The sequence below is a fragment of the Leptospira ryugenii genome, assembly GCF_003114855.1.
GTDB classification, from domain to species: domain Bacteria; phylum Spirochaetota; class Leptospiria; order Leptospirales; family Leptospiraceae; genus Leptospira_A; species Leptospira_A ryugenii.
The window spans coordinates 476,797-500,413 of sequence record NZ_BFBB01000008.1; the positions used below are offsets into that span (position 1 = coordinate 476,797).

Annotated in this window: 18 protein-coding genes; 16 read left to right on the top strand and 2 right to left on the bottom strand. The window is 40.0% G+C overall.

The genetic code is table 11. The features are described 5' to 3' along the window. Window positions 1–74: 74 nt before the first annotated feature. A complete protein-coding gene (locus DI060_RS14960) occupies window positions 75–419 on the top strand; it encodes a Zn-ribbon domain-containing OB-fold protein (RefSeq protein WP_244594434.1) in 345 nt (114 codons plus the stop codon). On the opposite strand, the gene DI060_RS14965 is transcribed toward DI060_RS14960, so the two are convergent. Both DI060_RS14965 and DI060_RS14970 read right to left on the bottom strand, forming a co-directional pair. Beyond that, window positions 416–2,038 carry an alpha-glucosidase gene (locus DI060_RS14965; protein ID WP_108977747.1) on the bottom strand — a complete coding sequence of 541 codons (1,623 nt, stop codon included), beginning with the start codon at window positions 2,036–2,038 and terminating at the stop codon, window positions 416–418. The two genes, DI060_RS14960 and DI060_RS14965, sit on opposite strands and share 4 nt — an antisense overlap. Window position 2,039: 1 nt before the next feature. Continuing rightward, complete coding sequence (locus DI060_RS14970) at window positions 2,040–4,589, bottom strand: [protein-PII] uridylyltransferase family protein (RefSeq protein WP_108977748.1); 2,550 nt, start codon at window positions 4,587–4,589, stop codon at window positions 2,040–2,042. Between the two features lie 22 nt (window positions 4,590–4,611). Here DI060_RS14970 and DI060_RS14975 point away from each other — a divergent pair, with 22 nt between their 5' ends. The 15 genes from DI060_RS14975 to DI060_RS15045 all read left to right on the top strand — a co-directional run bounded on the left by DI060_RS14975 (window position 4,612) and on the right by DI060_RS15045 (window position 23,617). Next, window positions 4,612–5,118, top strand: coding sequence for a hypothetical protein (locus DI060_RS14975; RefSeq protein WP_135355069.1), 507 nt, complete (start codon window positions 4,612–4,614; stop codon window positions 5,116–5,118). After that, on the top strand, window positions 5,078–6,268 hold the full coding sequence (locus DI060_RS14980; RefSeq protein WP_244594435.1) for a glycoside hydrolase family 172 protein: 1,191 nt from the start codon (window positions 5,078–5,080) through the stop codon (window positions 6,266–6,268). The genes DI060_RS14975 and DI060_RS14980 overlap by 41 nt, the downstream gene beginning before the upstream one ends. Next, entirely contained in the window at window positions 6,261–7,193 is a 933-nt protein-coding gene (locus tag DI060_RS14985) for a sensor domain-containing diguanylate cyclase (RefSeq protein ID WP_108977751.1), read from the top strand. Before DI060_RS14980 ends, DI060_RS14985 begins: the two co-directional genes overlap by 8 nt. Window positions 7,194–7,308: 115 nt before the next feature. Beyond that, entirely contained in the window at window positions 7,309–8,340 is a 1,032-nt protein-coding gene (gene hrcA, locus DI060_RS14990) for a heat-inducible transcriptional repressor HrcA (RefSeq protein ID WP_108977752.1), read from the top strand. A 9-nt stretch (window positions 8,341–8,349) separates the two neighbouring features. Beyond that, window positions 8,350–8,928 carry a nucleotide exchange factor GrpE gene (gene grpE, locus DI060_RS14995; RefSeq protein ID WP_108977753.1) on the top strand — a complete coding sequence of 193 codons (579 nt, stop codon included), beginning with the start codon at window positions 8,350–8,352 and terminating at the stop codon, window positions 8,926–8,928. 22 nt (window positions 8,929–8,950) lie between these two features. Further along, the gene (gene dnaK / locus DI060_RS15000; protein WP_108977754.1) at window positions 8,951–10,873 is read left to right on the top strand and encodes a molecular chaperone DnaK; all 1,923 of its coding nucleotides are present in this window, start codon (window positions 8,951–8,953) and stop codon (window positions 10,871–10,873) included. Between the two features lie 12 nt (window positions 10,874–10,885). Further along, window positions 10,886–12,001 (top strand): molecular chaperone DnaJ, encoded by a 1,116-nt coding sequence (gene dnaJ / locus DI060_RS15005; protein ID WP_108977755.1) that lies wholly within the window; start codon window positions 10,886–10,888, stop codon window positions 11,999–12,001. Between the two features lie 25 nt (window positions 12,002–12,026). Beyond that, entirely contained in the window at window positions 12,027–12,989 is a 963-nt protein-coding gene (locus DI060_RS15010) for a Gfo/Idh/MocA family protein (protein ID WP_108977756.1), read from the top strand. Between the two features lie 8 nt (window positions 12,990–12,997). Continuing rightward, window positions 12,998–13,552, top strand: coding sequence for a YqgE/AlgH family protein (locus DI060_RS15015; RefSeq protein WP_439956925.1), 555 nt, complete (start codon window positions 12,998–13,000; stop codon window positions 13,550–13,552). A gap of 17 nt (window positions 13,553–13,569) precedes the next feature. Continuing rightward, the gene (locus tag DI060_RS15020) at window positions 13,570–14,352 is read left to right on the top strand and encodes an SDR family NAD(P)-dependent oxidoreductase (protein ID WP_108977758.1); all 783 of its coding nucleotides are present in this window, start codon (window positions 13,570–13,572) and stop codon (window positions 14,350–14,352) included. Between the two features lie 176 nt (window positions 14,353–14,528). Next, complete coding sequence (locus DI060_RS15025; RefSeq protein ID WP_108977759.1) at window positions 14,529–15,953, top strand: circularly permuted type 2 ATP-grasp protein; 1,425 nt, start codon at window positions 14,529–14,531, stop codon at window positions 15,951–15,953. Window positions 15,954–15,961: 8 nt separating this feature from the next. Further along, window positions 15,962–16,930 (top strand): alpha-E domain-containing protein, encoded by a 969-nt coding sequence (locus DI060_RS15030; RefSeq protein ID WP_108977760.1) that lies wholly within the window; start codon window positions 15,962–15,964, stop codon window positions 16,928–16,930. A gap of 1 nt (window position 16,931) precedes the next feature. Next, a complete protein-coding gene (locus DI060_RS15035; RefSeq protein WP_108977761.1) occupies window positions 16,932–20,183 on the top strand; it encodes a transglutaminase family protein in 3,252 nt (1,083 codons plus the stop codon). A gap of 13 nt (window positions 20,184–20,196) precedes the next feature. Then, a complete protein-coding gene (locus tag DI060_RS15040; RefSeq protein WP_108977762.1) occupies window positions 20,197–22,731 on the top strand; it encodes a circularly permuted type 2 ATP-grasp protein in 2,535 nt (844 codons plus the stop codon). Next, on the top strand, window positions 22,724–23,617 hold the full coding sequence (locus DI060_RS15045; protein ID WP_108978160.1) for a transglutaminase family protein: 894 nt from the start codon (window positions 22,724–22,726) through the stop codon (window positions 23,615–23,617). Before DI060_RS15040 ends, DI060_RS15045 begins: the two co-directional genes overlap by 8 nt.

Genomic DNA, 23,617 nt, shown 5'->3' on the forward strand with positions numbered 1-23,617 from the left:
TTCAAAAGAAATCTGGCTTTTTCTTTACTCTTTTAGCACTAAGTTTCACTTTAGGACAAGAATCGTATAGGACGGTGGCTTCATTGAACACTCTTGAGTGGAAAGGAACACAATGTAAAGAATGTGGCTTTATCGTTGCCGAAGATGTATTGGATTGTCCATCTTGCGGTTCATCTAATCTTGAATCTGTCCCAATTCCTGAAACAGGCGCCATATATAGCTTTACAGTTGTCCATGTGGGTTTCGGTTATATGGCGGAAAGAGCTCCTTACATTCTCGCCATCATTGAATTGAATCCTGCAACTAAACTAACAACCGTTTTAGAAGATGTTTCCGACCTACAAAAAATAAAGATTGGAACGCAAGTTAAGTTGAAACGAATCGATGACCAAATTGGTCCAATCTTTAGCCCTACTTAGTTACTAAAAATAATCGCTTCATTTGGCAATAATTGTAAAAATCCATCTTCGCTATCTTTCGGAATAAAACTTGGCCTAGGTGCCGTTGTGTACAAGATCTCTTCTAGCTCCCACTTTCTTGGATACGAGACCGCTACAGTTTCATTGCTAAAATTCAAAAAGACATAGGATTCTTCCTTTCCCTCTCTCCTTCTGTAATAAAGAACTTGTTTATCGGAACTCAAATGTATCTTAAGTTTGCCTTTTCTTAAGGACTTTCTTTCCTTTCGAATATCGATTAATTTTTTATAAACATTCCACAAAGAAGACTTATCGTGTATTTGGTCTTCGACATTTGTCTCTTTTGCTTTTTCATAGCTTGGTAGCCATGGATTGCCAGTTGTAAAACCGGTATGATCGGAAGAGTTCCATGCCATAGGGATGCGTTCAGGATCTCTACCTGGATGGAAGGGCCAGTACTTCTTCCCGACAGGGTCCTGTATTTTTTTAAAAGGAACTTTTTGTCGTTCCATTCCAATCTCTTCCCCGTAATATAAAAATGGTGTACCTCGGAGGGTTAATAACATAACAGCCGCTAATTTGGCTCTTGGAATGGTATCTTTTCCTTTTTCGTATCTTGTAATGTGCCGAGGAAAATCATGGTTGGATAAAGTATAGTTTGGCCAATTGTCATCTCCTAAGGCCGATTCAAAATCCCTTATGATTTGATAAAAATTTTCTGCCTTCCAAGGAGAAAAAAGAAACATAAAGTTAAATGCCATATGGAGTTCATCATTTCTTCCGCAATAGGTTGCAGGTAAAACTACGTTTCCTGGAAAATCTTGCATCACTTCCCCAACAGATACTTTTTTTTCTGGATAAGAATCTAAAAGTTTCCGAAGACGTCTGAGAATGCCATGCATCTCTGGACGGTCACGGTCATATGTGTGGACTTGTTTGTCATATGGCCTTGGTCCCTTCATAAAATAAGAAGGATTGTTTCGAAAGAATTCATCTTTGATGTATAGGTTAACAACATCCAAACGAAAACCATCCACACCCATATCCAACCAATATCGTATCATTCTAAAAATAGCTTCTTCTACTTCTGGGTTTCGCCAATTTAAATCGGGTTGTTCTTTTAAAAATGAATGAAAGTATGATTCACCTGTGCGTTTATCATACTCCCAGCCTAGTCCACCAAATGCCCCCAACCAATTGTTAGGTGGTTTTCCTTGGGGGGCTTCCTTCCAAATATACCAATCACGTTTTGAACTATTCTTTGAAGATCTAGACTCCACGAACCATGGATGTAAATGAGAGGTGTGGTTTACAACTAAATCCATGATTACTTTGATATCTCTTTTATGTGCTTCTTTTAAAAGTTTTTGGAATGTACCCAAATCACCATAATTAGGATCTATCTCTTCATAGTTAGAGATGTCATATCCAAAATCAAACATTGGAGAAGGATAAACTGGTGAGAGCCAAATGGCATCAATACCAAGTGATTCCTTACTGCCTTTTAAATAGTCTAATTTTTGGATGATACCTTCTAGGTCGCCAATTCCATCTCCATTCGAATCCATAAAGCTTCGTGGATAAATTTGATAGATGACTGCTTCTTTCCACCAGTTCATATTAAAAACTAATTTCGAAGATGCCCTTATTTTGTTTCATCTGGGCAACTTCTAAAATTTTCTCCTTTATTGAGAGTATCAATTCTGAATTTTCAATTTTCTTTCCATCATGAGTTTGAATATGAAATGAATCATACGCAAAATCTGCGCTTGTTGAGATGCGAATAAAGATGATTTTGAGTTGGAAATCAAGTAGTGACTTTAAAATCCTATACACGAGTCCGATAGAATCTGGCACTCTTATTTCGAGTACTGAGTAGGATTGGGATAAATCATTCGATATTTTTACCAATTCTTCTACCATTCCAGCGGGAATGCGGATTGCCTTGTCCCAAATTGCTGTTTTCTGAGCAATCTCTTCTACATCGTCTTGCCCATTTATAAACAGTAGCATTTGACTTTCAATTCTTTGCATCTGTTCAGGCGCAATCGTTCCAGATCCAAATTGGTCAGTAATCTGAGCTTGTAAGATCAAATCGGAAACGGATGTCCTATATAATCTCATTCCCACTAGATTGAGACCCAGAGAGCTGATAGCACCGCAAAGAAAAAGTAAAAATTTTGATTCATCATGGCAGAAAATCGTAATGGTAACAAAGGCTGGCTCGGATTCAAAAAAGAAACGGAATGGTTCTTTGCTATGATTCCATTCTTTTAATTGTACATAGTGTTGGAAGATACGTCTTGGAGTATTAAAACTAAGGTAGGTTTGCGGTTCTACATCAGTCGCATACTTAACAATAGCGCTAACAATTTTTTCCTCAAGACCTTCTTTTTCACTTAAATAAGATTCAAGGGTTTGCTCGATACGATCAATCTCCTCGATAGGATTTTTCATCTTTAGGAAGGCAGTCATGGTGGATTGATAGAGTAGATATAGAATTTCTTTTTTCCAATTTGTTAAAACACCTTTTCCAACAGATTTGGTGTCAATGATTGTCAGAATGTAAAGCAGACGAAGGGTATTCACGTCTGGAAACATTTTTGCAAAATTTTGTATCAAGGCAGGATCGTGGATATCTCGCTTGGATGATAGCTCCGACATGATGATGTGTTCTGCTACCAAAAATCTGAATAGTTCAGTATCTTCTTCCGAGAGCCGGAATCTTTCTGCAATGCCCATGGCAAGTTCGGCCCCGTACTGGCTATGGTCACCTTCTTTGACTTTACCTGCATCATGTACTAGGATAGCAAGTGCTAAGATATGAATCTTTTCGCATTGATTGAAAACTTCCTGTACTTGAGGATCATCCCATTCGTTCGCGATAAGTACATCTAATTCGCGTAATATAAGAAGTGTGTGTTCATCTACAGTGTATTCATGATGATAACTAAACAGCGGAAAATTTGTGCAGGCACCGAATTCTGGCAATAACTTGCCTAAAATATTGCACTCATGCATCAGAGTCAGAATTTTTCCTATCCGAGACTTTTTTTGTAGCAGAGTTAAAAACGAATCGATGACAGTTTTACTATTCTTAAAATCATCATCTATAAAATTGGATGCAAAACGTATATCATTCAATAAAATACGAGAGGGTTTTGCATTCGATACTTGTGCTTCCAAAAAGAAAGAGATGATATCATCATACAAAGTGTCCGGATTGGCAAATGCATTTGTCACGCCAAGTGGTGTGTTGTTACGTTTTGATTCAATATAGGTTCCTAAATAGAAGTATATTTCTTTTTGGCATCGGTAAAAAACGCTCATCAACTTTTCTATGGAATATAATTCTTTCGAGGACCCAAATCCTAAAAGTTCAGCAACCTCCGCTTGTGAGTTTAGATCAAGCCTGTCATTTTTACGGTCACTTAATATATGAAGTGCAGACCTTACCAACAATAAAAAATCATAAGCATTTAAGATGGGAAGCGTATCACCACGCAAGAAGAAATCAAAAACTCCATGGTCAAGTTCCAAATGATATTCGCTAGTTCTTTCGATCCAATACATGAAATGAACATCGCGCAATCCAAGAGCATCGGATTTTATATTTGGCTCAGAGAGAAGAAGAGGTGTGTATGAATCTATGATCCTATCTTCCAAATAATCCAATTTCCAACGATTGTATTCTTCCAATCTCTTCTTCGGAATTTTTGCCAAAAAGTCTTTTTGGTATCTCAAAAACAAAGGCAAGGACCCACACAAAAAGCGTGAATCTAAAATGGCATGGTACGACTGGATATTGTCCAAATAATCAAATGATTCCTGGATTGTTCTGCAGGTATGGCCGACTTCCTTTCCATTGTTGTAAAGGTAATTGTTAATTTCTGAAATAACTGTAGATAGGGTTTGATTGCTTAACTTTCCGTCGTGTAAATATAGGAGATCTATATCGGAATAAGGAGCGAGTTCACTTCTGCCGTAGCCGCCAATAGGAACTAAACACAAATGATCCTCTAAAGAGAGCTTTGCATGTAAGGAATCATAGAGTGAAATTAATGTCGCATCGACCAAACGACTCAACTGACGAGTGAAAAGTCTTCCTGATTGAATTGTTTTAATTTTGGGAAAGGTTCTGGCTAGTTTTGCCTTGAGTTCTGATTTCATTTTAAGAAGATTGGAAAGACTTATGGAATATATGAAAATGAACGCACAAGTTCAATTGAGAATATCTCTGATTTACCTCATTTGTCACCTTCTTTCTTATTTTTTCATTTCGATTCCTTACTACCATCTTTTCTTAAAAGAATTTTATATTGGAAATCCTCCGGTATTTTCCTCCTTTTTGGTGACAGAACTAGATGGAAATCTCTGGCAGGAACGAATGCTGTATTTCTTTCCTGTGCAAATGATTTCGGCTCTCCTTGGATCACTTTTCTTAGGTATGTTATATGACTACCTGCAGAGATTGTCATACGCGAAGTTAATACTGATTATATTTTGGATGAAGGCAATTTTAGGTGGTTTGGTCGCGGTGCCTCCAAGTCCTGGAACTTTAGAAGGATTTCTCTTTTTGAGATCAGAATTCTCGGTTGGAATCCAATTGCTTGTCTTTTCAGAGATTTGCTTCCAGGCAACGGTGTGCGGAGTACTCTTTGGCTTCTTATTTAAACGCTATGTTACAAAAATCCAATAGTTTCCTCTTCCTATTTCTATTTTTACCTTTTGTCCTAGAGGCGCAAGTCGATCTATCGCCTCTTTGGAAAGAAAGAGCATATCGTTCGGAGCGGATATCAAGTTACGACCAAACTGGTGGTAACGATGATTTCATTGTGATTCCAAAAGAATCGAACAAGACAATTGCGGAGATTTCAGGACCAGGGATTATCAAACATATTTGGATTACCATGAATGCAAAGGATCCAATGATCCGAAGAAATGCAGTCATTCGGATGTTTTGGGATGGTAGCCAAAAACCTGCGGTTGAGGTTCCAATTGGAGATTTTTTTGGGCAAGGTTGGGGCGAAGAATATATTCTCAACTCGGCATTGTTAGTTGCTGCTCCCAAAAAAGGAAAATCTTTAAATTCCTACTTTTCTATGCCTTTTGCAAAAGGGGCAAAAATCGAAATCGTCAATGAAAGTGAAGCAGATATCCAAAATTTTTACTTCTACATCGATTATGAAAAGTGGCCCGAGCCACCTCCGACTAAATATAGATTTTTTGCCTATTGGAATCGAAAGATCACTAAATCTGCATTAGTTTCAGGTAAAGAAAATGAATGGGCACTTCTTGGAGAAACGGAAAAAGCTCCCTTGCAAATAACAGATCAGTACATCGTTTTGAATGCCAAAGGAAAGGGACATTTCCTTGGTTTGAATTTGTACATTGAGGCGCCGAGTCCGATTTGGTATGGAGAGGGTGATGACCAAATTTTCATCGATGGAGAAGCCTGGCCTCCACGTTTGCATGGAACCGGAACGGAAGATCTATTCAATACGGCATGGAGTCCCAAAGAAGTTTTTATGCACCCTTACTTTGGTTACCCTAAGGTGAGTGAGGGAACTGGCTGGTTGGGAAGGACCCATCTCTATCGGTTTTGGATTGAGTCACCGATCACCTTTGAAAAAAGCATACTGTTCGCTTTGGAACACGGACATGCGAACGCTTTGGCCTTAGATATGGTATCGGTTGCTTATTGGTACCAAGACCCGTCGGACTTAAATTTACCGAGCCTTGCAAAAAAGGATAGAAGGCAAAACCAGCCAGAAATAAATTTTCGTCATATCCACAAGTGGCGGGATGCATACAGAAGTGAAAAAGGAAAAGACTGGGGAAATGACTGAATCACAATTACAAACGATAGCAAAGCATATCATAGAGAAGTCCTTGGATTCGATCGTTGTTTTAGATTCGGATAGCAAGATGATCTATGCAAATCCTGCCTTATTGAAACTGAGCGGGTACCAAAAACAGGAACTGATTTCCAAGTCCTTAGATTTTCTCTTCCCGCACGAAATCAATTCCGATGAAACGAAAGCCCTTAAAGTAGAGAATTTTCTCATCGGTGAGAACTCGAATTACATTTCTGGCAACCACAAAGAGTTTGATTTGTATACCAAGAAAGGGGACCTGATTCCCATTGAACTTCGTATCTTTGAAATCAACGAGGATGAAAACAACCGAAAGCAATATTCTGTAAGGATCACCGATATCCGAGAAAAGAAAAAATTAGAAGAGCAAAAGACACTTCTCATCAATAGCTTAAAACGATTGGCTTACATGGATGAGTTGACTCTACTCCCCAACCGTCGCTCTTTCTATGATTCTTTGCAAAAGACCATCGCCATTGTAAAAAGAAGAAATCGAGATGCCATCCTAGCCGTTCTTGATATCGATCATTTCAAAGGAATCAACGACACCTATGGACATGACATTGGTGATGTTGTCCTCAAAAAGATTGCCAACATTTTCATGGACTGCCTCCGAGAGGAAGATACCGTCGGCCGCGTTGGCGGAGAAGAATTTGGATGCATTTTACCCGATACCAGTCAGGAAGGAGCCGTCATTGTTTTGGAACGGATCCGAGAATCGGTTCGGAACCACCGCTTCTTTATTTTCGATAACTTTTACCTAAATGTCACCGTGAGCATAGGCTATACCCGTGTCCACCCTACCCATAAGCCCGAGGAAGTGATCAAATTTGCCGATATCGCACTCTACCAGGCAAAAAACTCAGGAAGAGACAAAATCCAATCCTATCCTGTGTAAACCAACCTGATCTTTGGCACTCTTTTCCTGTAATTGCTTGACCAAAAATCGCCATTCTCGTAAACTTTAAGGTAAGATTAGCACTCTAATCATCAGAGTGCTAAGAATACGAAGTATGAATCTTTCACCTAGACACCGGGTCATTTTGAAAGCCTTGATCGATGAGTTTGTTGCTGACAACAAGCCTGTTGGCTCAAAGACACTTTCGGAAAAGTATGAGATCGGCCTTTCGCCTGCAACGATTCGGAGTTGTTTAGCGGAACTAGAGGAATTTGGATTCATCGCTTCTCGCCACACATCCGGTGGTCGGGTTCCTACGGAACGAGGGTATCGGTTTTATGTGGATAGTTTGGTCACCTTGTTTGACCTAACGATGAAAGAGAAGCAGAGAATCCAAGAAGAGTATCTGAAGATGCAGTTCAGGCTCGACCAAGTTTTGATCGCTACTTCACGAGTTTTAGCTTCTCTTTCTCAGTCGGCAAGTGTCGTTCTGGGACCGGAAGGGAGTTTAGATACTTTAAAACACTTGGAATTGATCCATGTAAATGGTGGCGAAGTGCTAATGATTTTAGTGATGAGATCCGGAACGGTCTTACACCGAAATATATTCTTTGATTACCATATTTCACAGGAATCTCTTTATCAGTTATCTCGTTATTTAAATGAGAATGTAAAGGGCTTTGATATCCAAGAAATACAAAGCAATCTGATTCCACAATTGATGTTGAAGAAAGATGGTCCAGAAGGATTCGGAAGCTTAGCGCCTTCAATCGCAAGAGCTATGGTATCCGAAAATTTCGGATCGGACAATTTGTACATTGATGGACTTAAAAATTTATATGATAACTTCCGAGACGAAGATGAACGTCTAGAAAGTATTCTGCATTTATTCGATGAAAAAGATTTTCTTCGAAATTTTTTCTCCGAATACGTTCCGAACGATGGAGTTTATACCATCATAGGAAAAGATGGTGATGAGAAGTTAGGTGGTGTTACGATCATAGCCACTAACTATAGAATGGGAGAAAAGAGAATTGGTTCCATGGGTATCATTGGACCACAGAGAATGAACTACAATAAAGCATTACCTTTATTGGAATTCACTTCTAAATTAGTATCAGAAATGATCACAAAGTTGAGTAGGTAAGGAGGAGCGATGTCAGAAACAAATGAGACAATAGAAACTAAAGTGGAGGGTTCTGCTCCTGTGGAAGAAACAGAAGTTCTTTCCGATGAAGCAATGAAGACCGCCATGGATGGTGTTGAGCAAGAACTAGACAAAGCAAAAAAAGAAATCGATACTCTTAAGGATTCTTGGTTAAGAGAGAGAGCTGAATTTCAAAATTACAAAAGAAGAACAGCGAATGATCTATTGAATGCAAGAAAAGAATCTATAAAAAGATTTGCAGAGGGATTTCTGGGTGCTTTGGACAATTTGGAACGAGTAACGTCCGTTACAAATGCTTCAGACGAAGTGAAAGCATTTATTGATGGAATTTCAATGATCCAAAAAGAATTTCTGGGTGTCTTGGAAAAAGAAGGTATCAAAAGGTTAGATCCCACTGGGATTGCCTTTGATCCTATGTTTATGGAAGCTATTGTATCGGAAGAAAGCCCGGATTTCCAAGAGGAAACGGTGGTAGAAACCTACCAAAAGGGTTATTACTTTGAAGATGGAGATTCAAAGCAACCGATTCGCCCAGCAAGAGTAAAAGTGGGTAAACCCCAAAGTTAATATTTATTGAAGGAGATAGTATATGTCTAAGGAAAAAATTATAGGTATCGATTTAGGAACAACTAATTCGTGTGTTGCTGTAATGGAGGGTGGAGATCCCGTTGTCATTCAGAACTCTGAAGGCGCTCGGACAACTCCTTCAATTGTTGCTTACACGACGAAGGGTGAGACCATTGTGGGTCAGTTTGCAAAAAACCAAGCGATAACGAATGCTGTGAATACAATTCGTTCTGCAAAAAGATTCATCGGTAGACGATTCAATGAGTCTCAAGATGAAGCGAAGATGGTTTCCTACAAAGTCATTCGCGCCGGAAACGATGGTGTAAAATTTGAAACTGTATCTGGTGAGTTCACTCCACAAGAAATCTCTGCTAGAGTTTTGATGAAAATGAAAAAAACTGCAGAAGACTTCTTGGGCCATGAAGTAAAGAAGGCCGTAGTCACTGTTCCTGCATATTTCAACGATGAACAAAGACAGGCTACAAAGGACGCAGGTCGAATTGCGGGTTTGGAAGTAGAACGGATTATTAACGAGCCAACGGCTGCGGCACTAGCATACGGCTTCGACAAAAAGAAGTCAAATGCAAAGATTGCGGTTTATGATTTAGGTGGTGGAACTTTTGACGTATCCATACTTGAATTAGGCGACGGAGTATTTGAAGTAAAATCAACAAACGGAGACACCCACTTAGGTGGAGATGACTTTGACAATGTTGTGATGCAGTGGATGATCGATGAGTTTAAAAAACAAACAGGCATCGATATCTCCCAGGACAAAAACACCGTACAAAGATTGAAGGAAGCGGCTGAAAAAGCAAAAATCGAATTGTCTGGAACAACAACCACTCAAATCAATCTTCCCTTTATCACTGCGGATGCTTCAGGTCCAAAACATTTGGATATGACTTTAACTCGCGCAAAATTTGATGATATCACAAAGTCTCTAGTTGAGAGGACACGTATCCCATGTGTAAATGCTCTTCGGGATGCTGGGCTATCAGCAAGTGAAATTGATGAAGTCATCTTAGTTGGTGGATCAACACGGATTCCAGCTGTTCAATCTCTCGTAAAAGAGATCTTTGGAAAAGAACCAAACAAATCTGTAAACCCAGATGAGGTTGTTGCCGTCGGTGCTGCTATCCAAGGTGGAGTATTGGCAGGAGATGTAACAGATGTATTGTTACTTGATGTTACGCCTTTATCGCTCGGTATTGAGACTTTGGGTGGAGTGATGACAAAACTCATAGAGAGAAATACAACAATTCCAACAAGGAAATCCCAAGTATTCTCTACAGCTGCGGACAACCAAACAACAGTCTCCGTTCATGTCTTGCAAGGTGAACGTGAAATGGCAAGCCATAACAGAACATTGGGTAGATTTGATTTAGTTGGTATCCCTAGTGCACCACGTGGAGTTCCACAAATCGAAGTTACATTTGATATAGATGCAAATGGTATTGTCCATGTTTCTGCAAAGGATTTAGGAACAGGCAAAGAACAAAAGATTCGCATAGAATCTTCTTCCGGTCTTACAGAAGAAGAAATCAAAAAAATGGTAAAAGATGCGGAGGCACATGCTGAAGAAGATCGCAAAGCACGAGAATTTGCGGATACTCAGAATGAGTTGGAGTCGATTTGCTATAGTTTGGAAAAAACGGCAGCTGAGGCTGGAGACAAACTCGATGCTTCTGAAAAACAACGTGTGACTGATGAGGTAAAACGTGGAAGGGAAGCAATCGAGTCCAAGGATCTTGAGCGAATGAAATCCGCGAAAGATTCTATCCAACAAGTAGCAACGCAAATTGCCCAAAAGATTTACGCAAGCGCAGGTCCGCAAGCTGAGACAAGCGCTGGAGGTAACAATGGGGCTGGGCCTGAGTCCAATGGATCTGGCGAGAAGGTAGTCGATGCTGACTATACCGTCGTTGACGAAGATAAAAAGTAGAAGATAAGAAGTATGAGCGACCGCGGTTATTACGAAATATTAGGCGTCTCCAAAGGCGCCTCGGATGATGAAATCAAGGCTGCCTATCGCAAACTTGCGATCAAATTCCACCCTGACAAAAATAAGGGTGATAAGGAAGCCGAAGAAAAATTCAAAGAGGCAACGGAAGCCTACGAAGTGTTACGTGATCCGCAAAAACGTGCCGCTTATGACCAATTTGGAAAGGCAGGTGTAGGTGCTGGAGGCGCAGGCTATGGCCAAGGTGCTTACACCGATTTTTCAGATATCTTTGGTGATTTTGGCGATATCTTCAGCGAATTCTTTGGCGGTGGTGGGGCACGTGGCGGAGCTAGAAGAGGTGGACCTCAAAGAGGTTCGGACCTTCGTTACAATCTGGAGATTAGTTTAGAGGATGCGGCCCTAGGAAAAGAGTATAAAATTGAAATTCCGAGAGCAGAAACCTGTACAGATTGTAACGGATCAGGAGCAGCCAAAGGATCTTCACCGACTGTCTGCCCAGATTGCTCTGGCAGTGGGCAAGTAAGACGGACACAAGGTTTTTTTAGTGTGACTACAACCTGTCCACGGTGCAAAGGCAAAGGAAAAATTATAACCAATCCTTGTAAAACCTGCAAAGGAGAAGGTCTAGTTGAAAAACGTAGAACCATCCATATCAAGATTCCACCTGGTGTTGAATCCGGCAGTCGATTGAAAGTTTCGGGTGAAGGGGAAGCTGGACCAAGTGGTGGCCCACATGGTGACTTGTATGTGGTAACCCATATCAAAAAACACCCGGTATTTGAAAGACAAGGCAACGATTTGATCGTACAAAAATCCATTTCACTTTCTCTGGCTTGCTTAGGTGGAGAAATTGAGGTACCTTCTATTGAAGGTAAACAGATCCAAGTTAAAATTCCGGAAGGAACAGAAAGTGGCCAAGTATTCAGATTGAAGGGACATGGCATACCTTACCTGGGTTCGTATGGAAAGGGTGACCAACATGTTGTGATCCGAGTCGAAATTCCTAAAAAATTGACAAAACGACAAAAAGAACTCCTGGAAGAATTTGCCAAAGAATCAGGAGAAAAGGTAGGAGCTGGCGGAAAATCGAAGTTGTTTTTCCGCTAAGTGCATTTTCTCATGATTTCTATCTATGGATAAAAAAGTCCGTCTCGGAGTAATCGGTACTGGCCATATGGGTCAGTACCACGTCAACGTGGCTAAGATGCTATCTGATGCTACATTAGAAGGCATTTTTGATGCAAGCACTGAAAGAGCGAGTCAAATCGCCGAAAAGCATAAAACGAAAGCATTTCCCTCGGAAGCTGATCTATTAAAAGAAGTAGATGCGGTCGTGATTGCGGCACCTACATTTTTGCATCATAAAATCGCAAAACAGGCATTAACCGAAAAAAAGCATGTCCTCGTTGAAAAACCAATTTCTCAAACAGTCGAAGAAGCTAAAGAGTTGGTGGACTTGGCGAATCGTAACAACCTTGTATTGCAAGTTGGTCATGTAGAAAGATTTAACGGTGCTGTTCTCGAACTTGGAAAGATTGCAGACCAACCACTTCTTGTAGAGTCTAGGCGTCTTGCTCCCTTCAACTCACGAATTTCGGATGTTGGCGTGGTTTTAGATATGATGATTCATGACATTGACATCGTCTTAAATTTAGTAAAATCTGATGTGATTGAAGTAAAAGCGGTAGGCTCCTCCGTTGTTTCAAAACATGAAGACATTGCAAGTGTTGTTTTACGATTTGCAAATGGTTGTGTTGCTTGTCTAAATGCTTCACGTGCGTCCCAAGCTAAAATTAGAACTTTAAATATTTCACAAAAAGATTCTTACGTTTTCTTAGATTTCACAAACCAAGAGATTGAGTTGCATAGACAAGCAAGTTCGACAACTCAATTGGGTAGCGGTGAAATCAGATACAAACAAGAATCCATTGTGGAAAAGATATTTGTGCACAAGGATAATCCTCTAAAGCAAGAGCAGGAACATTTCATCAATTGTATCAAGGGTTCCGTTGAACCAATGGTGAAAGGTGATTCCGATATCAAAACCTTGGAAGTTGCTTATAAAATACTCCAACAAATCCACGAGGGAAAGTAATGACAGAAATGCCTGGATCAACAAAAGGTAAATTGCTAATTTCAAATTCTAGTGTTATCCAGGACTTTTTTCATAAGTCAATCATCCTAATGGTAGATCATGACGAAGATGGTGCTTTTGGCCTTGTTCTCAATAAACCAACAGAACAAACATTAGAGTCTTTGATTAAAAACTTACCCGATACCGAACATGCAGACCGTACAGTATACGCTGGTGGTCCAGTGGACAATATGTTCGTAACAATCGTACACAATCATAAAGCTTCACGAGATCCAGGTGTAGAAATCATACCTGGTATCTTTATGGCTAGGAGTTATGATACATTGGTCGAGGTATTGCAATCACCAGAATGTAGCTTTCGAGTGTTCCAAGGCTATTCTGGATGGAGCCCTGGCCAGTTAGAAGGGGAATTTGAAAAACTTTCTTGGGTCCTAGCTGAACCAAAAGAAGAAATGATCTTCCAAGCTTCCGATAGTGAAGACCTCTGGAAAGATGCGCTCCGATCCAAAGGAGGAATCTATAAATATTTTGTTGAACATACCAAAGACCCCCTGTTAAATTAAGATCTCACAAGTTTGGTATGAAACTCGAATCAAAAAAAGTCATCCTGACCGGTGCCTCTTCCGGGATTGGGAAAGCATTACTCAATCATCTCCTTAAACACGGAGCACTTGTTGTTGTGGGTGACTTAAGACCAGATGCAATCCCAGACCATCCCAACCTCCACAAATTAAAAATAGATGTAAGCAAACCTTCCGAAATCGATCGATTGATCGAAAGTTCTATTGAGATTTTAGATAAGATAGATGCATTCATTGCCAATGCAGGTTTTGCATATTATGAAAAAATGGCAGAGGAGGATTGGAATCGAATCAAATCAATCTTTGCAACCAATGTGTTTTCTCCTATTTATACAATCCAGAAATTGAGCCATCTATTGCCAAAAGGTGTGCATATTCTAGTAACTGCTTCTGCTATGGCTTATTTGCCTTTGCCGGGATATGCTCTCTACTCGGCAACCAAGTCTGCTCTACATAGTTTTGCGAAAGCCTTTCGCATGGAAATGGGAGGGCAATACAAACTAACTCTCATATATCCGATCGCAACAAAAACAGCCTTTTTTGAAAAGGCCGGGAGATCTGTTCCTTTGCCATGGCCCAGCCAATCGGCCGATCATGTAGCGAAACAAGTCATCCGAGCATTGGTTCGGCCCAAAAATTCGGTATTTCCTTCCCTAACCTTTCGGATTTTACTCGTGTTGAACCATTTTTTCCCATTTTTTTTCCCCCTTTACCAATTCTGGCAGCGTTGGAACTTCCAAAAGTGGCTAAAATCTACGGAAAGTGAAGGGTCCTCGCAGTAGAAATCAACACTATAGTAGCAAAACGTTCAAAACTTAAACACAGTTATCTTAGTATACCAAACTTTGTTTATATATTAAGCAAAATTATGTCTAAATACTCAAAAACAGGAGAAATGCGCTAATATTAGACATTGGTACGGAATTTGCTACCTTTCTATGCAAAGGAAGTATGCGCCATGTTTATCGCAGATTACGAATCTAAAAACGTATACGATGAGATGTTTTCTAAAGAAGGAAACGCTCGGCAAAGTTATCATTTTCTAAAAAGTAAAATGGAAAGCCTTGGTGGATTAGAGCTTGTCAAACGAAGTTCTTCCGCTGAGAAGGCATTGATGTCCTTGGGCATCACCTTTACCTTATATGGAGAAGGTGAACAACAAGAACGCATTATGCCATTTGATGTCATTCCTCGAATCGTGCCCAGTGAAGAATGGGTTCGTATGGAAAGTGGCCTCAAACAACGAATCCAAGCATTGAATTTATTTCTTAAAGATCTATATGGTGAAGGGAAAATTCTTAAAGATAAAGTGATTCCAAGAGATATTGTGGAGTCAAGTGCTGGCTACTTAAAACAGTGTATTGGCCTAAAACCTCCCAAGGATATTTGGATTCATATCACAGGAACAGACCTTGTGCGCGATGGGGAAGGGACCTTTCACGTATTAGAGGATAATCTTCGATGTCCATCTGGAGTTTCCTACGTATTAGAAAACAGGGAAGTAATGAAGAGAACCTTTCCGGAGTTATTCGACAAACTCAATATACGCCAAGTGTACGACTATCCATATCATCTCAGATCTATGTTGGAAAATCTGGCAGATGTTGAAGACCCTGTCATTGCTGTATGGACTCCGGGGGTCTTCAACTCGGCATACTATGAGCATTCTTTCTTAGCCCAAAAGATGGGTGTATTCCTCGTGGAAGGTTCCGATTTAGTCGTCGAAAAAGACCATGTCTTTATGAAAACAACGAAGGGGCTTCGAAAAATAGATGTCATCTACAGACGGATTGATGATACATTCATGGATCCAAATTCCTTTCGTCCAGATTCTCTTTTAGGTGTCAAAGGTATCTTCGAAGCCTATAAAAAAGGTAACATTGCATTGGCCAATGCGCCAGGCACTGGAGTTGCGGATGATAAGGTGATCTACTCCTTTGTTCCCAAAATTATTAAGTACTATTTAGGTGAGGAGGCGATTATCCCAAATGTTCCAACCTATCTTTGCTCCCAAGAGGATGATTTTAAGTATGTTATAGAAAATATTCACAACCTTGTTGTAAAGGCTGCGAATGGAGCTGGTGGGTATGGAATGATCATAGGCCCAAAATCAACCAAACAAGAACAAGAAGATTTCAAAAAACTCATTATTGGCGATCCAAGAAATTATATCGCCCAACCAGTATTAAATCTTTCAACTGTACCTACTTTGATCGCAGATAAAATTGAAGCAAGACACGTTGATTTAAGACCGTTCATTTTGTACGGCAAGGAAATATATGTAATGCCTGGTGGATTAACTCGCGTAGCATTACGGAAAGGTTCCTTGGTCGTAAATTCATCCCAGGGAGGCGGTTCAAAAGACACCTGGGTTCTCGGATAGAGGGTACCATGTTAAGTAGAGTTGCTGAATCTGTATTTTGGATGAACCGTTATGTTGAGAGAGCAGAAAATTACTCTCGTTTCATAGACGTCAATCATCAACTATCTTTGGATTTAAATGACGAGTTCCCCAACCAATGGATGCCACTGGTTTTCACCACTGGCGATGCTGCAGAGTTCCAAAAGAAATATGAAACTCATAGCCCTGCGAATGTAATTCGCTTTATGACATTTGATGAAGAAAATCCAAATTCTATTTTCAACTGTTTGTCAAGAGCGAGAGAGAACGCGCGAACGATACGAGAAAATATCTCCACTTCTATGTGGGAAGTGTTGAATGAGTTTTATTTGCTCGTGAAAGAGCATAAAAAAAATTATCATGAGAAACAAAACCTTTCTGGAGATGGAATTTCTGTAGGTTTATCTGAGTTTTTGGCCTTTGTTAGGAAGAGTTGCCAAAGCTTTTATGGGTGTTTAGATGCAACCATTTCTCATGATGAGGTCTGGAGTTTTGCACTCTTAGGTAGATTTTTGGAGAGAGCAGACAAAACGACTCGTATCTTGGATATGAAGTATTTTATTCTTCTTCCTTCCATTCAAGATGTGGGCTCAACGCTAGATCTCTTACAATGGCTCTCACTTTTAAAATCAGCATCAGCACATGAAATGTATAACCATAGATATAAAAAAGTTCATCCAAAAGACATTGCTGAATTTCTAATTCTGAATGAAACATTTCCTCGTTCTATCGTCTTTTGTTTGCAAGAAATAGAAGAAAGTTTGGAGAAAGTATCTGGTACAAAAGAAGGTCTTCCTAGGAATCTTGCACAAGAAGCTGCAACCACATATTTGAATCGTTTGCGGTCCGAAAACATTGATTCAATTTTTAACAAAGGCTTACATGAGTATTTGGATGATATTCAAATCGAACTAAATCAAATCGGTTCAAAAATTGTTGAGAGATTTTTTATAAACTAATATGAGTATACGAGTCGCATTATCACACATCACAACCTATCAATATGATAAAAAGATTCAGCTTTTCCCTCACGTAATAAGACTAAGGCCCGCCCCTCATACCAAAAACCATATCGTATCTTATTCCTTGAGATTGCAACCGGAGAATTATTTCATTAATTGGCAACAAGATCCCTTCGGCAACTATCTTGCTAGATTAGTTTTCAATGAGAAATCAAATATCTTTCAAGTAGCTGTAGATTTAGTTTTGGATATGAAGGTGATCAATCCCTTCGACTTCTTTGTGGAAGAGTATGCCGAGAAATATCCATTTAACTATGATAAGAATCTTAAAAAAGAGTTAGCTCCCTACTTAAAACCGAAAAAGCCAAGTAAACTATTAGCGGATTATATAAAAACAATCAATGTAAGTCCCAGGAGAACAATAGAGTTCCTTGTTGCTCTCAATGCTAAATTATATCAGGATATTGGATACATCATACGAATGGAACCAGGAGTTCAAACTCCTGAAATCACTCTCAAACGAAGGATGGGTTCCTGTAGAGATAGCGCGTATTTGCTGGTGCAAATTCTAAGAAATGTTGGTTTAGCAGCTAGGTTTGTATCTGGGTATTTAATCCAACTAAAAGCAGATGTGAAACCATTGGACGGACCGTCCGGGCCTGACAAGGATTTCACGGACCTTCATGCTTGGGCGGAGGTATATTTGCCTGGTGCGGGTTGGATCGGACTTGATCCTACATCCGGTCTCTTCACAGGAGAAGGACATATTCCCTTAGCAGCCACGCCAGAGCCAGAGTCTGCAGGACCTATTTTTGGTTTTACGGAAAAAGCAAAGGCTGAGTTCACCTTTCATATGTCAGTGGATCGTATGAAGGAAACTCCGCGTGTTACACTTCCATATGCAGATGATGACTGGAACCGATTATTAGATTTGGGAAAACATATCGACCAGAGAATCAAAAAGAATGATATACGATTAACAGTAGGTGGTGAACCTACATTTATCTCAATTGAGAACAAAGACGCTCCTGAGTGGAATTTTGATGCATTAGGATTTGAGAAATATTCAAAATCCGAACAGTTACTAAAACGTTTAAAGAACCATTATGCAAAAGGTGGAGTCCTTCAATATGGGCAAGGCAAATGGTATCCAGGCGAGCCCATACCAAGATGGGCGATGATTGCTTATTGGCGGCTTGATGGAGAAAAGATTTGGGAATCTGAACATCTTCTTGCTGACGATCGTTATGTGGGATCGGTTACGGTAGAGGATGCTAGAAAGTTCGCAAGTAAATTCGCCGAATTACTTCATCTTTCAAGCGAATCGATTCACCCAGCATATGAGGACAATCTGTACTATTTATGGCAAGAGGGGAATTTACCAGAATCTGATGAAAATCTCTTAAAGGGTTTAGACCAGTACAATCGAATGGAGCGAGAGCGAATCTTGAGAATCCTTGAAAAAGGCATTAACCAAGAGGTAGGTTACGCAATTCCCTTAGAACATGATCCGTTTCAGCAAAAGTGGAAGAGCTATAAATGGTTATTTCGCAGAAAACGTTTGTACCTTGTGCCGGGTGATTCGGCTATGGGATTTCGTCTCCCGTTCCAATCCCTAATGCAAAACCAATCTTATCCCTACCAAGAGGATCCTTACCAAACTCGTCCTCCACTTCCAAAGAGGAAAGAGTTAGAACAAATGCGTGGAGCACAAGAAGCTATCTCTTACAGCATCCAATACATAAGCCAAGCGAGGACAGCAATTTGTTTTGAGCCACGCAATGGAAATTTAAGGGTATTTTTACCACCTGTCACCAGTTTGGAGGCTTGGTTAGATTTAATATTCCTTTTGGAGAAGACTGCAGAGAGTACAGATATTCCGATTGTTTTAGAAGGATATGAAGCACCGGTTGATTCTCGTATCAATCGTTTTAAAATTACACCAGATCCTGGTGTTATTGAAGTAAATTTACACCCTTCTCATTCTTTCACAGAAGTACTCGAGAAAACAAAAACTTTGTATGAAGAAGCTGCATTCGTTAAACTAACTGCTGAAAAATTTATGATCGATGGCAGGCACACCGGAACCGGAGGAGGAAATCACATTACTCTAGGCGGGGTGACAGTAGCAGACAGTCCTTTCTTGAGAAAACCTGCCCTTCTCCGAAGTTTAATCGCGTATTGGCAAAATCATCCTGGATTATCTTATCTATTTTCGGGATTGTTTATTGGGCCAACTTCACAATCTCCTAGGATTGACGAGGCAAGAAATGATTCATTGCATGAACTCAAAATTGCCTTCCAGCAAATAGATTCGAGTCGGTACACACCTCCTTGGCTAGTTGACCGACTCTTTCGCAATATCCTTGTTGATTTGACGGGAAACACACATAGGACTGAGATCTCTATAGACAAATTGTATGATCCAGGTTCATATACAGGGCGTTTGGGTCTGATTGAAATGAGAGCTTTTGAGATGGCACCTCATTACCAAATGAATGCGGTACAGAATGCATTTATGATGGCAATCATTTGCAAATTTTGGGAATCACCTTATTACGGTTTGCCTGTCAATTGGTCTACGGAGCTTCATGATCGATATATGTTACCTTACTTTGTCTATCGAGACTTTAAAGAAGTACTACGTGATCTACAAAATAGTGGATTTAAATTTTTAGAGAAGGACTTTGACCCGTTCTTCGAATTTAGATTTCCTCAATATGGAATTACTTATTTAGATGGAATGGAAATTGAATTGCGAATGGCTCTCGAACCCTGGAATGTGTTAGGTGAAGAGAATACTGCGCAAGGCACTGCTCGAGGTGTAGATTCAGCGGTCGAAAGATTACAAGTAAAAATCACAGGATTTCATCCAGATAGGTATGCACTTAGCTGCAACGGATATGAGGTACCACTCCAGCCGACGGGTACCTTAAACGAATATGTTGCAGGAGTTCGATTTAAAGCATGGACTCCAGTATTCACACTTCATCCACATCTACCAGCACAACAATCCCTTGTGTTTGACGTATATGATAAATGGAATGACCGATCCTTGGGCGGCTGCACCTACCATGTCTCTCACCCGGGTGGATTAGCATACGGAGTTTTCCCAGTCAATTCTTATGAAGCCGAATCAAGAAGGATCTCACGTTTCTGGACGCATGGCCATCGAATCGGAAAAACCCTTCCTCCATTGAGAATTGAAAATAAAAGTTTCCCTTCTACCTTAGACTTGAGAATGGTATAATCTAGGCTTTGTGATGATGACCCAAGATCCATATGTACTCACGGCAAACTATCGGCCTTTATCAGGTGTATACGATGAGTTGATGGATGAAGATGGAAATGTTCGGAAGAAGTACAAATTTCTTGTTAAGTCTTTCCAGGAGCTGGGTCCTGCTGAGCTGATCAATAGAAGAAGGGATGCTGACCGTATCTTGAGAGAGAACGGCGTCACTTATAACATCTATCAATCGGACCTCCCGGAAGCAAAAGAGAGACCATGGAATTTAGATCTTTTCCCTCTCATTATGGAAAGTGAAGAGTGGCGAGTTTTAGAGAGAGGACTGAACCAGAGAGCAGATCTTCTAGATAGTTTACTCAGAGATCTTTATTCTAAACGAAGAGTCTTATACGAAAAAAAAATTCCCTCCGAGCTTATCTATAATTCAGCATCATTTATACGAGCTTGTGAAGGAATGTATGATTCCAATCACTTTTTAGCAAAAAATCCAGCGCTTTTATTCTTTGTTTGCGACATCATTAGGGCAGCAAATGGCAACTTTTATGTGTTAAATGATAGAGTGCAAGCTCCTTCGGGTTCTGGCTATTCATTGGAAAACAGAATCGTTCTCTCTCGCATCTTTCCTTCTATGTACCGCGATGCAATGGTGCATAGAGTAGCGATTTACTTTAGATCTCTACGTAAGGCTCTTACTCAACTATCTGGAATTTCAAATCGTGAACCAGTCATAGTATTACTTACTCCAGGTCCAAGCAATGAAACCTATTTTGAACATGCATATTTAGCATCGTACCTTGGTTATACGCTTGTCCAAGGAGAAGATCTTACCGTTAGAAAGAATAAAGTTTTCATGAAGACAGTTGAAGGCTTACAGCAAGTAGATCTTATCCTTCGTCGTGTTGATGATTTGTACATGGACCCTTTGGAACTTAAAGGGGATTCTCTTCTTGGTGTTCCTGGCTTGTTAGAAGCTGCGCGTTCAGGCAATGTAAAAATAGGAAATCCTATTGGATCTGCTTATCTCGAAAATAGGGCCTTGCTACCATTTTATTCAGAACTATGTAAGTTCTATTTAGGTGAGGATTTGATTCTACCTATGGCAAATACGTATTGGTTGGGCAATGGCGAACACAATGAGATTGTTCTCTCAGCACCAGAAAAATATGTTTTTAAAACTGTCTCAAGAGATGATGAAATGGAACCTGTCACCTTTTTAGAATTAAGTGGTGAAAGAAAGGATCATTTCCTTAAGCTATTAAAAATAAATCCTAAACGTTTCATTGCCCAAGAAGTCATTGAGTCAGCAACGGTGCCTTTTTTAACAGACAATGGATTTAGACCTGGAAGAGCTATCATCCGTACCTTTGTCACTTCTTCTGGAAGTGGTTACCAAACTATGGCAGGTGGATTGGTTCGAGTATCCCCAAGTTTAGATGATTTTTTTGTCACAAGCCAGAGAGGGGCATGGAGTAAAGATCTCTGGATCCTTGCTTCGGAAGCACAAAAAGAGGAAACATTACTAGCTCCAAAAACAGAAAATATATCCATTTCGCGTCATAGCTCCGGCGTCCCAAGCAGAGTGGCTGACAATCTGTTCTGGCTTGCCAGATATATGGAAAGATCAGAGAACCAAGCCAGGATTTTCAGAGAAGCTACATTTAAGTTCTTACAGATTGAAGATAATTTTGAAAAAGCGGCAATACGCGATATCCTCAAATTAGTAACACATGTTACAAATTCCTATCCTGGCTTTCTTGGAGATGACGCAGAAGAGCTTTTTAGTTTCCCTTTGAATGAGCTGAAGCGACTTGCAGTTGACCGAAATTTAGTGGGTAGCCTTGCCTTTAATTTACGAAGTCTTGTCGTAGCTTCAAAATCTGTCCGAGACAGGCTCTCGGAAGATATGAAAAAAAATATGCTCAATATTGAAGACCACCAGAATTTGAATTTCGATTCCTATGATGGCCTGATTGATTTTCTGCACAAAATCATTTTGAATTTATCTTCATTAACAGGACTTTCTTTTGAAAATATGAGCCGAGAGGCAGGCTGGTATTTCTTAGAACTCGGACGAAGACTTGAGCGATCGATAGGTTTAATCTTTGTCTTACAGGGATTGATACGATGGGATTCCTTACAAAACAAAAGCTCATTCGAAAATTTATTAAACATAAATGATATACGTATAACTTACAATAGGCGGTATAGGGGCAGGATTGACCAAGAATCTGTATTGGATATCCTTCTATTCGATATCACCAATCCACGTTCGCTTGGATACCAATTAGAAAGAATTCGTGAGAACATTGCACATTTGCCTGGCAAAGAGATGAATATCACATACCCTGAGGATAGAGCAACTCTACTTCTTTACACAAAATTCAAGATGAAAGATATCAATGTATTATTTTCGGATCCAGAGCCAAACAAAGCTATTATGGCTTGGTTAGATGATCTTCATGAGCACTTGAGAAGCCTTTCCGAATCAATATCACTTCGTTACTTTAATTATGCGGAAGAGCAGACTCGCATTGGTGATGGCAATGGCTGAATATAAAGTGCTGCATAAAACAAAGTACTTCTATGAAGACTATGTTGCTTATTGTCATAACATGGCGCATATGTACCCTCTAACTTCAAGACATCAGGAATGTTTTAGGACACATATTACGGTTTTGCCGAAACCAGTTGTTTCTTCATTTCGACGAGACTATTTTGGAAATCAGGTGTTCTTATTTTCTGTAGAAGATCCGCATAAAACATTAGAAGTGACCGTTGAATCTACTATTCGGACCCATTCCCAAGAAGTTGGTTATGATCTCTCTCGATCTCGTCCATGGAATGAGATCAAAGGTTTGATAGCAGAGTCGTTTTTGGAACAGGATATCAATGCTCAAGAGTATTTGTTTCCTTCTCCGTTCATTTATATTAGAGATGGTTTTGCTGACTTTGCGAAAATTCATTTTACAAAAGGTAAGCCTGTTTTCCAAGCCTGTTTAGATTTCATCCAAGATATGTATAAAACATTCAAATACGATGCAAAGGCTACAACCATCAATACTCCCATAGAACAAGTTTTGCAGGAGAGAAAGGGAGTTTGTCAAGACTTTAGCCACCTAGCAATTGCCTGTTTGCGTAGTATTGGAGTTCCCGCCAGGTACGTGAGTGGGTATTTGGAAACACAGCCACCTCCAGGCCAACAAAAACTGCGGGGAACCGATGCCTCGCATGCTTGGGTATCTGTCTATTGTCCCGACTTGGGTTGGTTAGACTTTGATCCGACAAATGGGAAAATGATTACAGACGAATACGTCATTACAGCAATTGGAAGGGATTATTCCGACGTTTCTCCACTCAAAGGTATCATCTTCGGCGGGGGAAAACATAAACTCATTGTTGAAGTTGATGTATTTCGAGAGGAAATCAACGAACAATAA

What these genes read in the sequence shown, in the direction of transcription:
- DI060_RS15025 (WP_108977759.1), top strand. Translation starts at nt 14,529, where the DNA reads ATGTTTATCGCAGATTACGAATCTAAAAACGTATACGATGAGATGTTT.
- DI060_RS15030 (WP_108977760.1), top strand. Translation starts at nt 15,962, where the DNA reads ATGTTAAGTAGAGTTGCTGAATCTGTATTTTGGATGAACCGTTATGTT.
- dnaJ (WP_108977755.1), top strand. Translation starts at nt 10,886, where the DNA reads ATGAGCGACCGCGGTTATTACGAAATATTAGGCGTCTCCAAAGGCGCC.
- DI060_RS14965 (WP_108977747.1), bottom strand. Translation starts at nt 2,038, where the DNA reads ATGAACTGGTGGAAAGAAGCAGTCATCTATCAAATTTATCCACGAAGC.
- DI060_RS15020 (WP_108977758.1), top strand. Translation starts at nt 13,570, where the DNA reads ATGAAACTCGAATCAAAAAAAGTCATCCTGACCGGTGCCTCTTCCGGG.
- DI060_RS15015 (WP_439956925.1), top strand. Translation starts at nt 12,998, where the DNA reads ATGCCTGGATCAACAAAAGGTAAATTGCTAATTTCAAATTCTAGTGTT.
- DI060_RS15035 (WP_108977761.1), top strand. Translation starts at nt 16,932, where the DNA reads ATGAGTATACGAGTCGCATTATCACACATCACAACCTATCAATATGAT.
- DI060_RS14985 (WP_108977751.1), top strand. Translation starts at nt 6,261, where the DNA reads ATGACTGAATCACAATTACAAACGATAGCAAAGCATATCATAGAGAAG.
- dnaK (WP_108977754.1), top strand. Translation starts at nt 8,951, where the DNA reads ATGTCTAAGGAAAAAATTATAGGTATCGATTTAGGAACAACTAATTCG.
- DI060_RS14975 (WP_135355069.1), top strand. Translation starts at nt 4,612, where the DNA reads ATGGAATATATGAAAATGAACGCACAAGTTCAATTGAGAATATCTCTG.
- hrcA (WP_108977752.1), top strand. Translation starts at nt 7,309, where the DNA reads ATGAATCTTTCACCTAGACACCGGGTCATTTTGAAAGCCTTGATCGAT.
- grpE (WP_108977753.1), top strand. Translation starts at nt 8,350, where the DNA reads ATGTCAGAAACAAATGAGACAATAGAAACTAAAGTGGAGGGTTCTGCT.
- DI060_RS14970 (WP_108977748.1), bottom strand. Translation starts at nt 4,589, where the DNA reads ATGAAATCAGAACTCAAGGCAAAACTAGCCAGAACCTTTCCCAAAATT.
- DI060_RS15040 (WP_108977762.1), top strand. Translation starts at nt 20,197, where the DNA reads ATGATGACCCAAGATCCATATGTACTCACGGCAAACTATCGGCCTTTA.
- DI060_RS15010 (WP_108977756.1), top strand. Translation starts at nt 12,027, where the DNA reads ATGGATAAAAAAGTCCGTCTCGGAGTAATCGGTACTGGCCATATGGGT.
- DI060_RS15045 (WP_108978160.1), top strand. Translation starts at nt 22,724, where the DNA reads ATGGCTGAATATAAAGTGCTGCATAAAACAAAGTACTTCTATGAAGAC.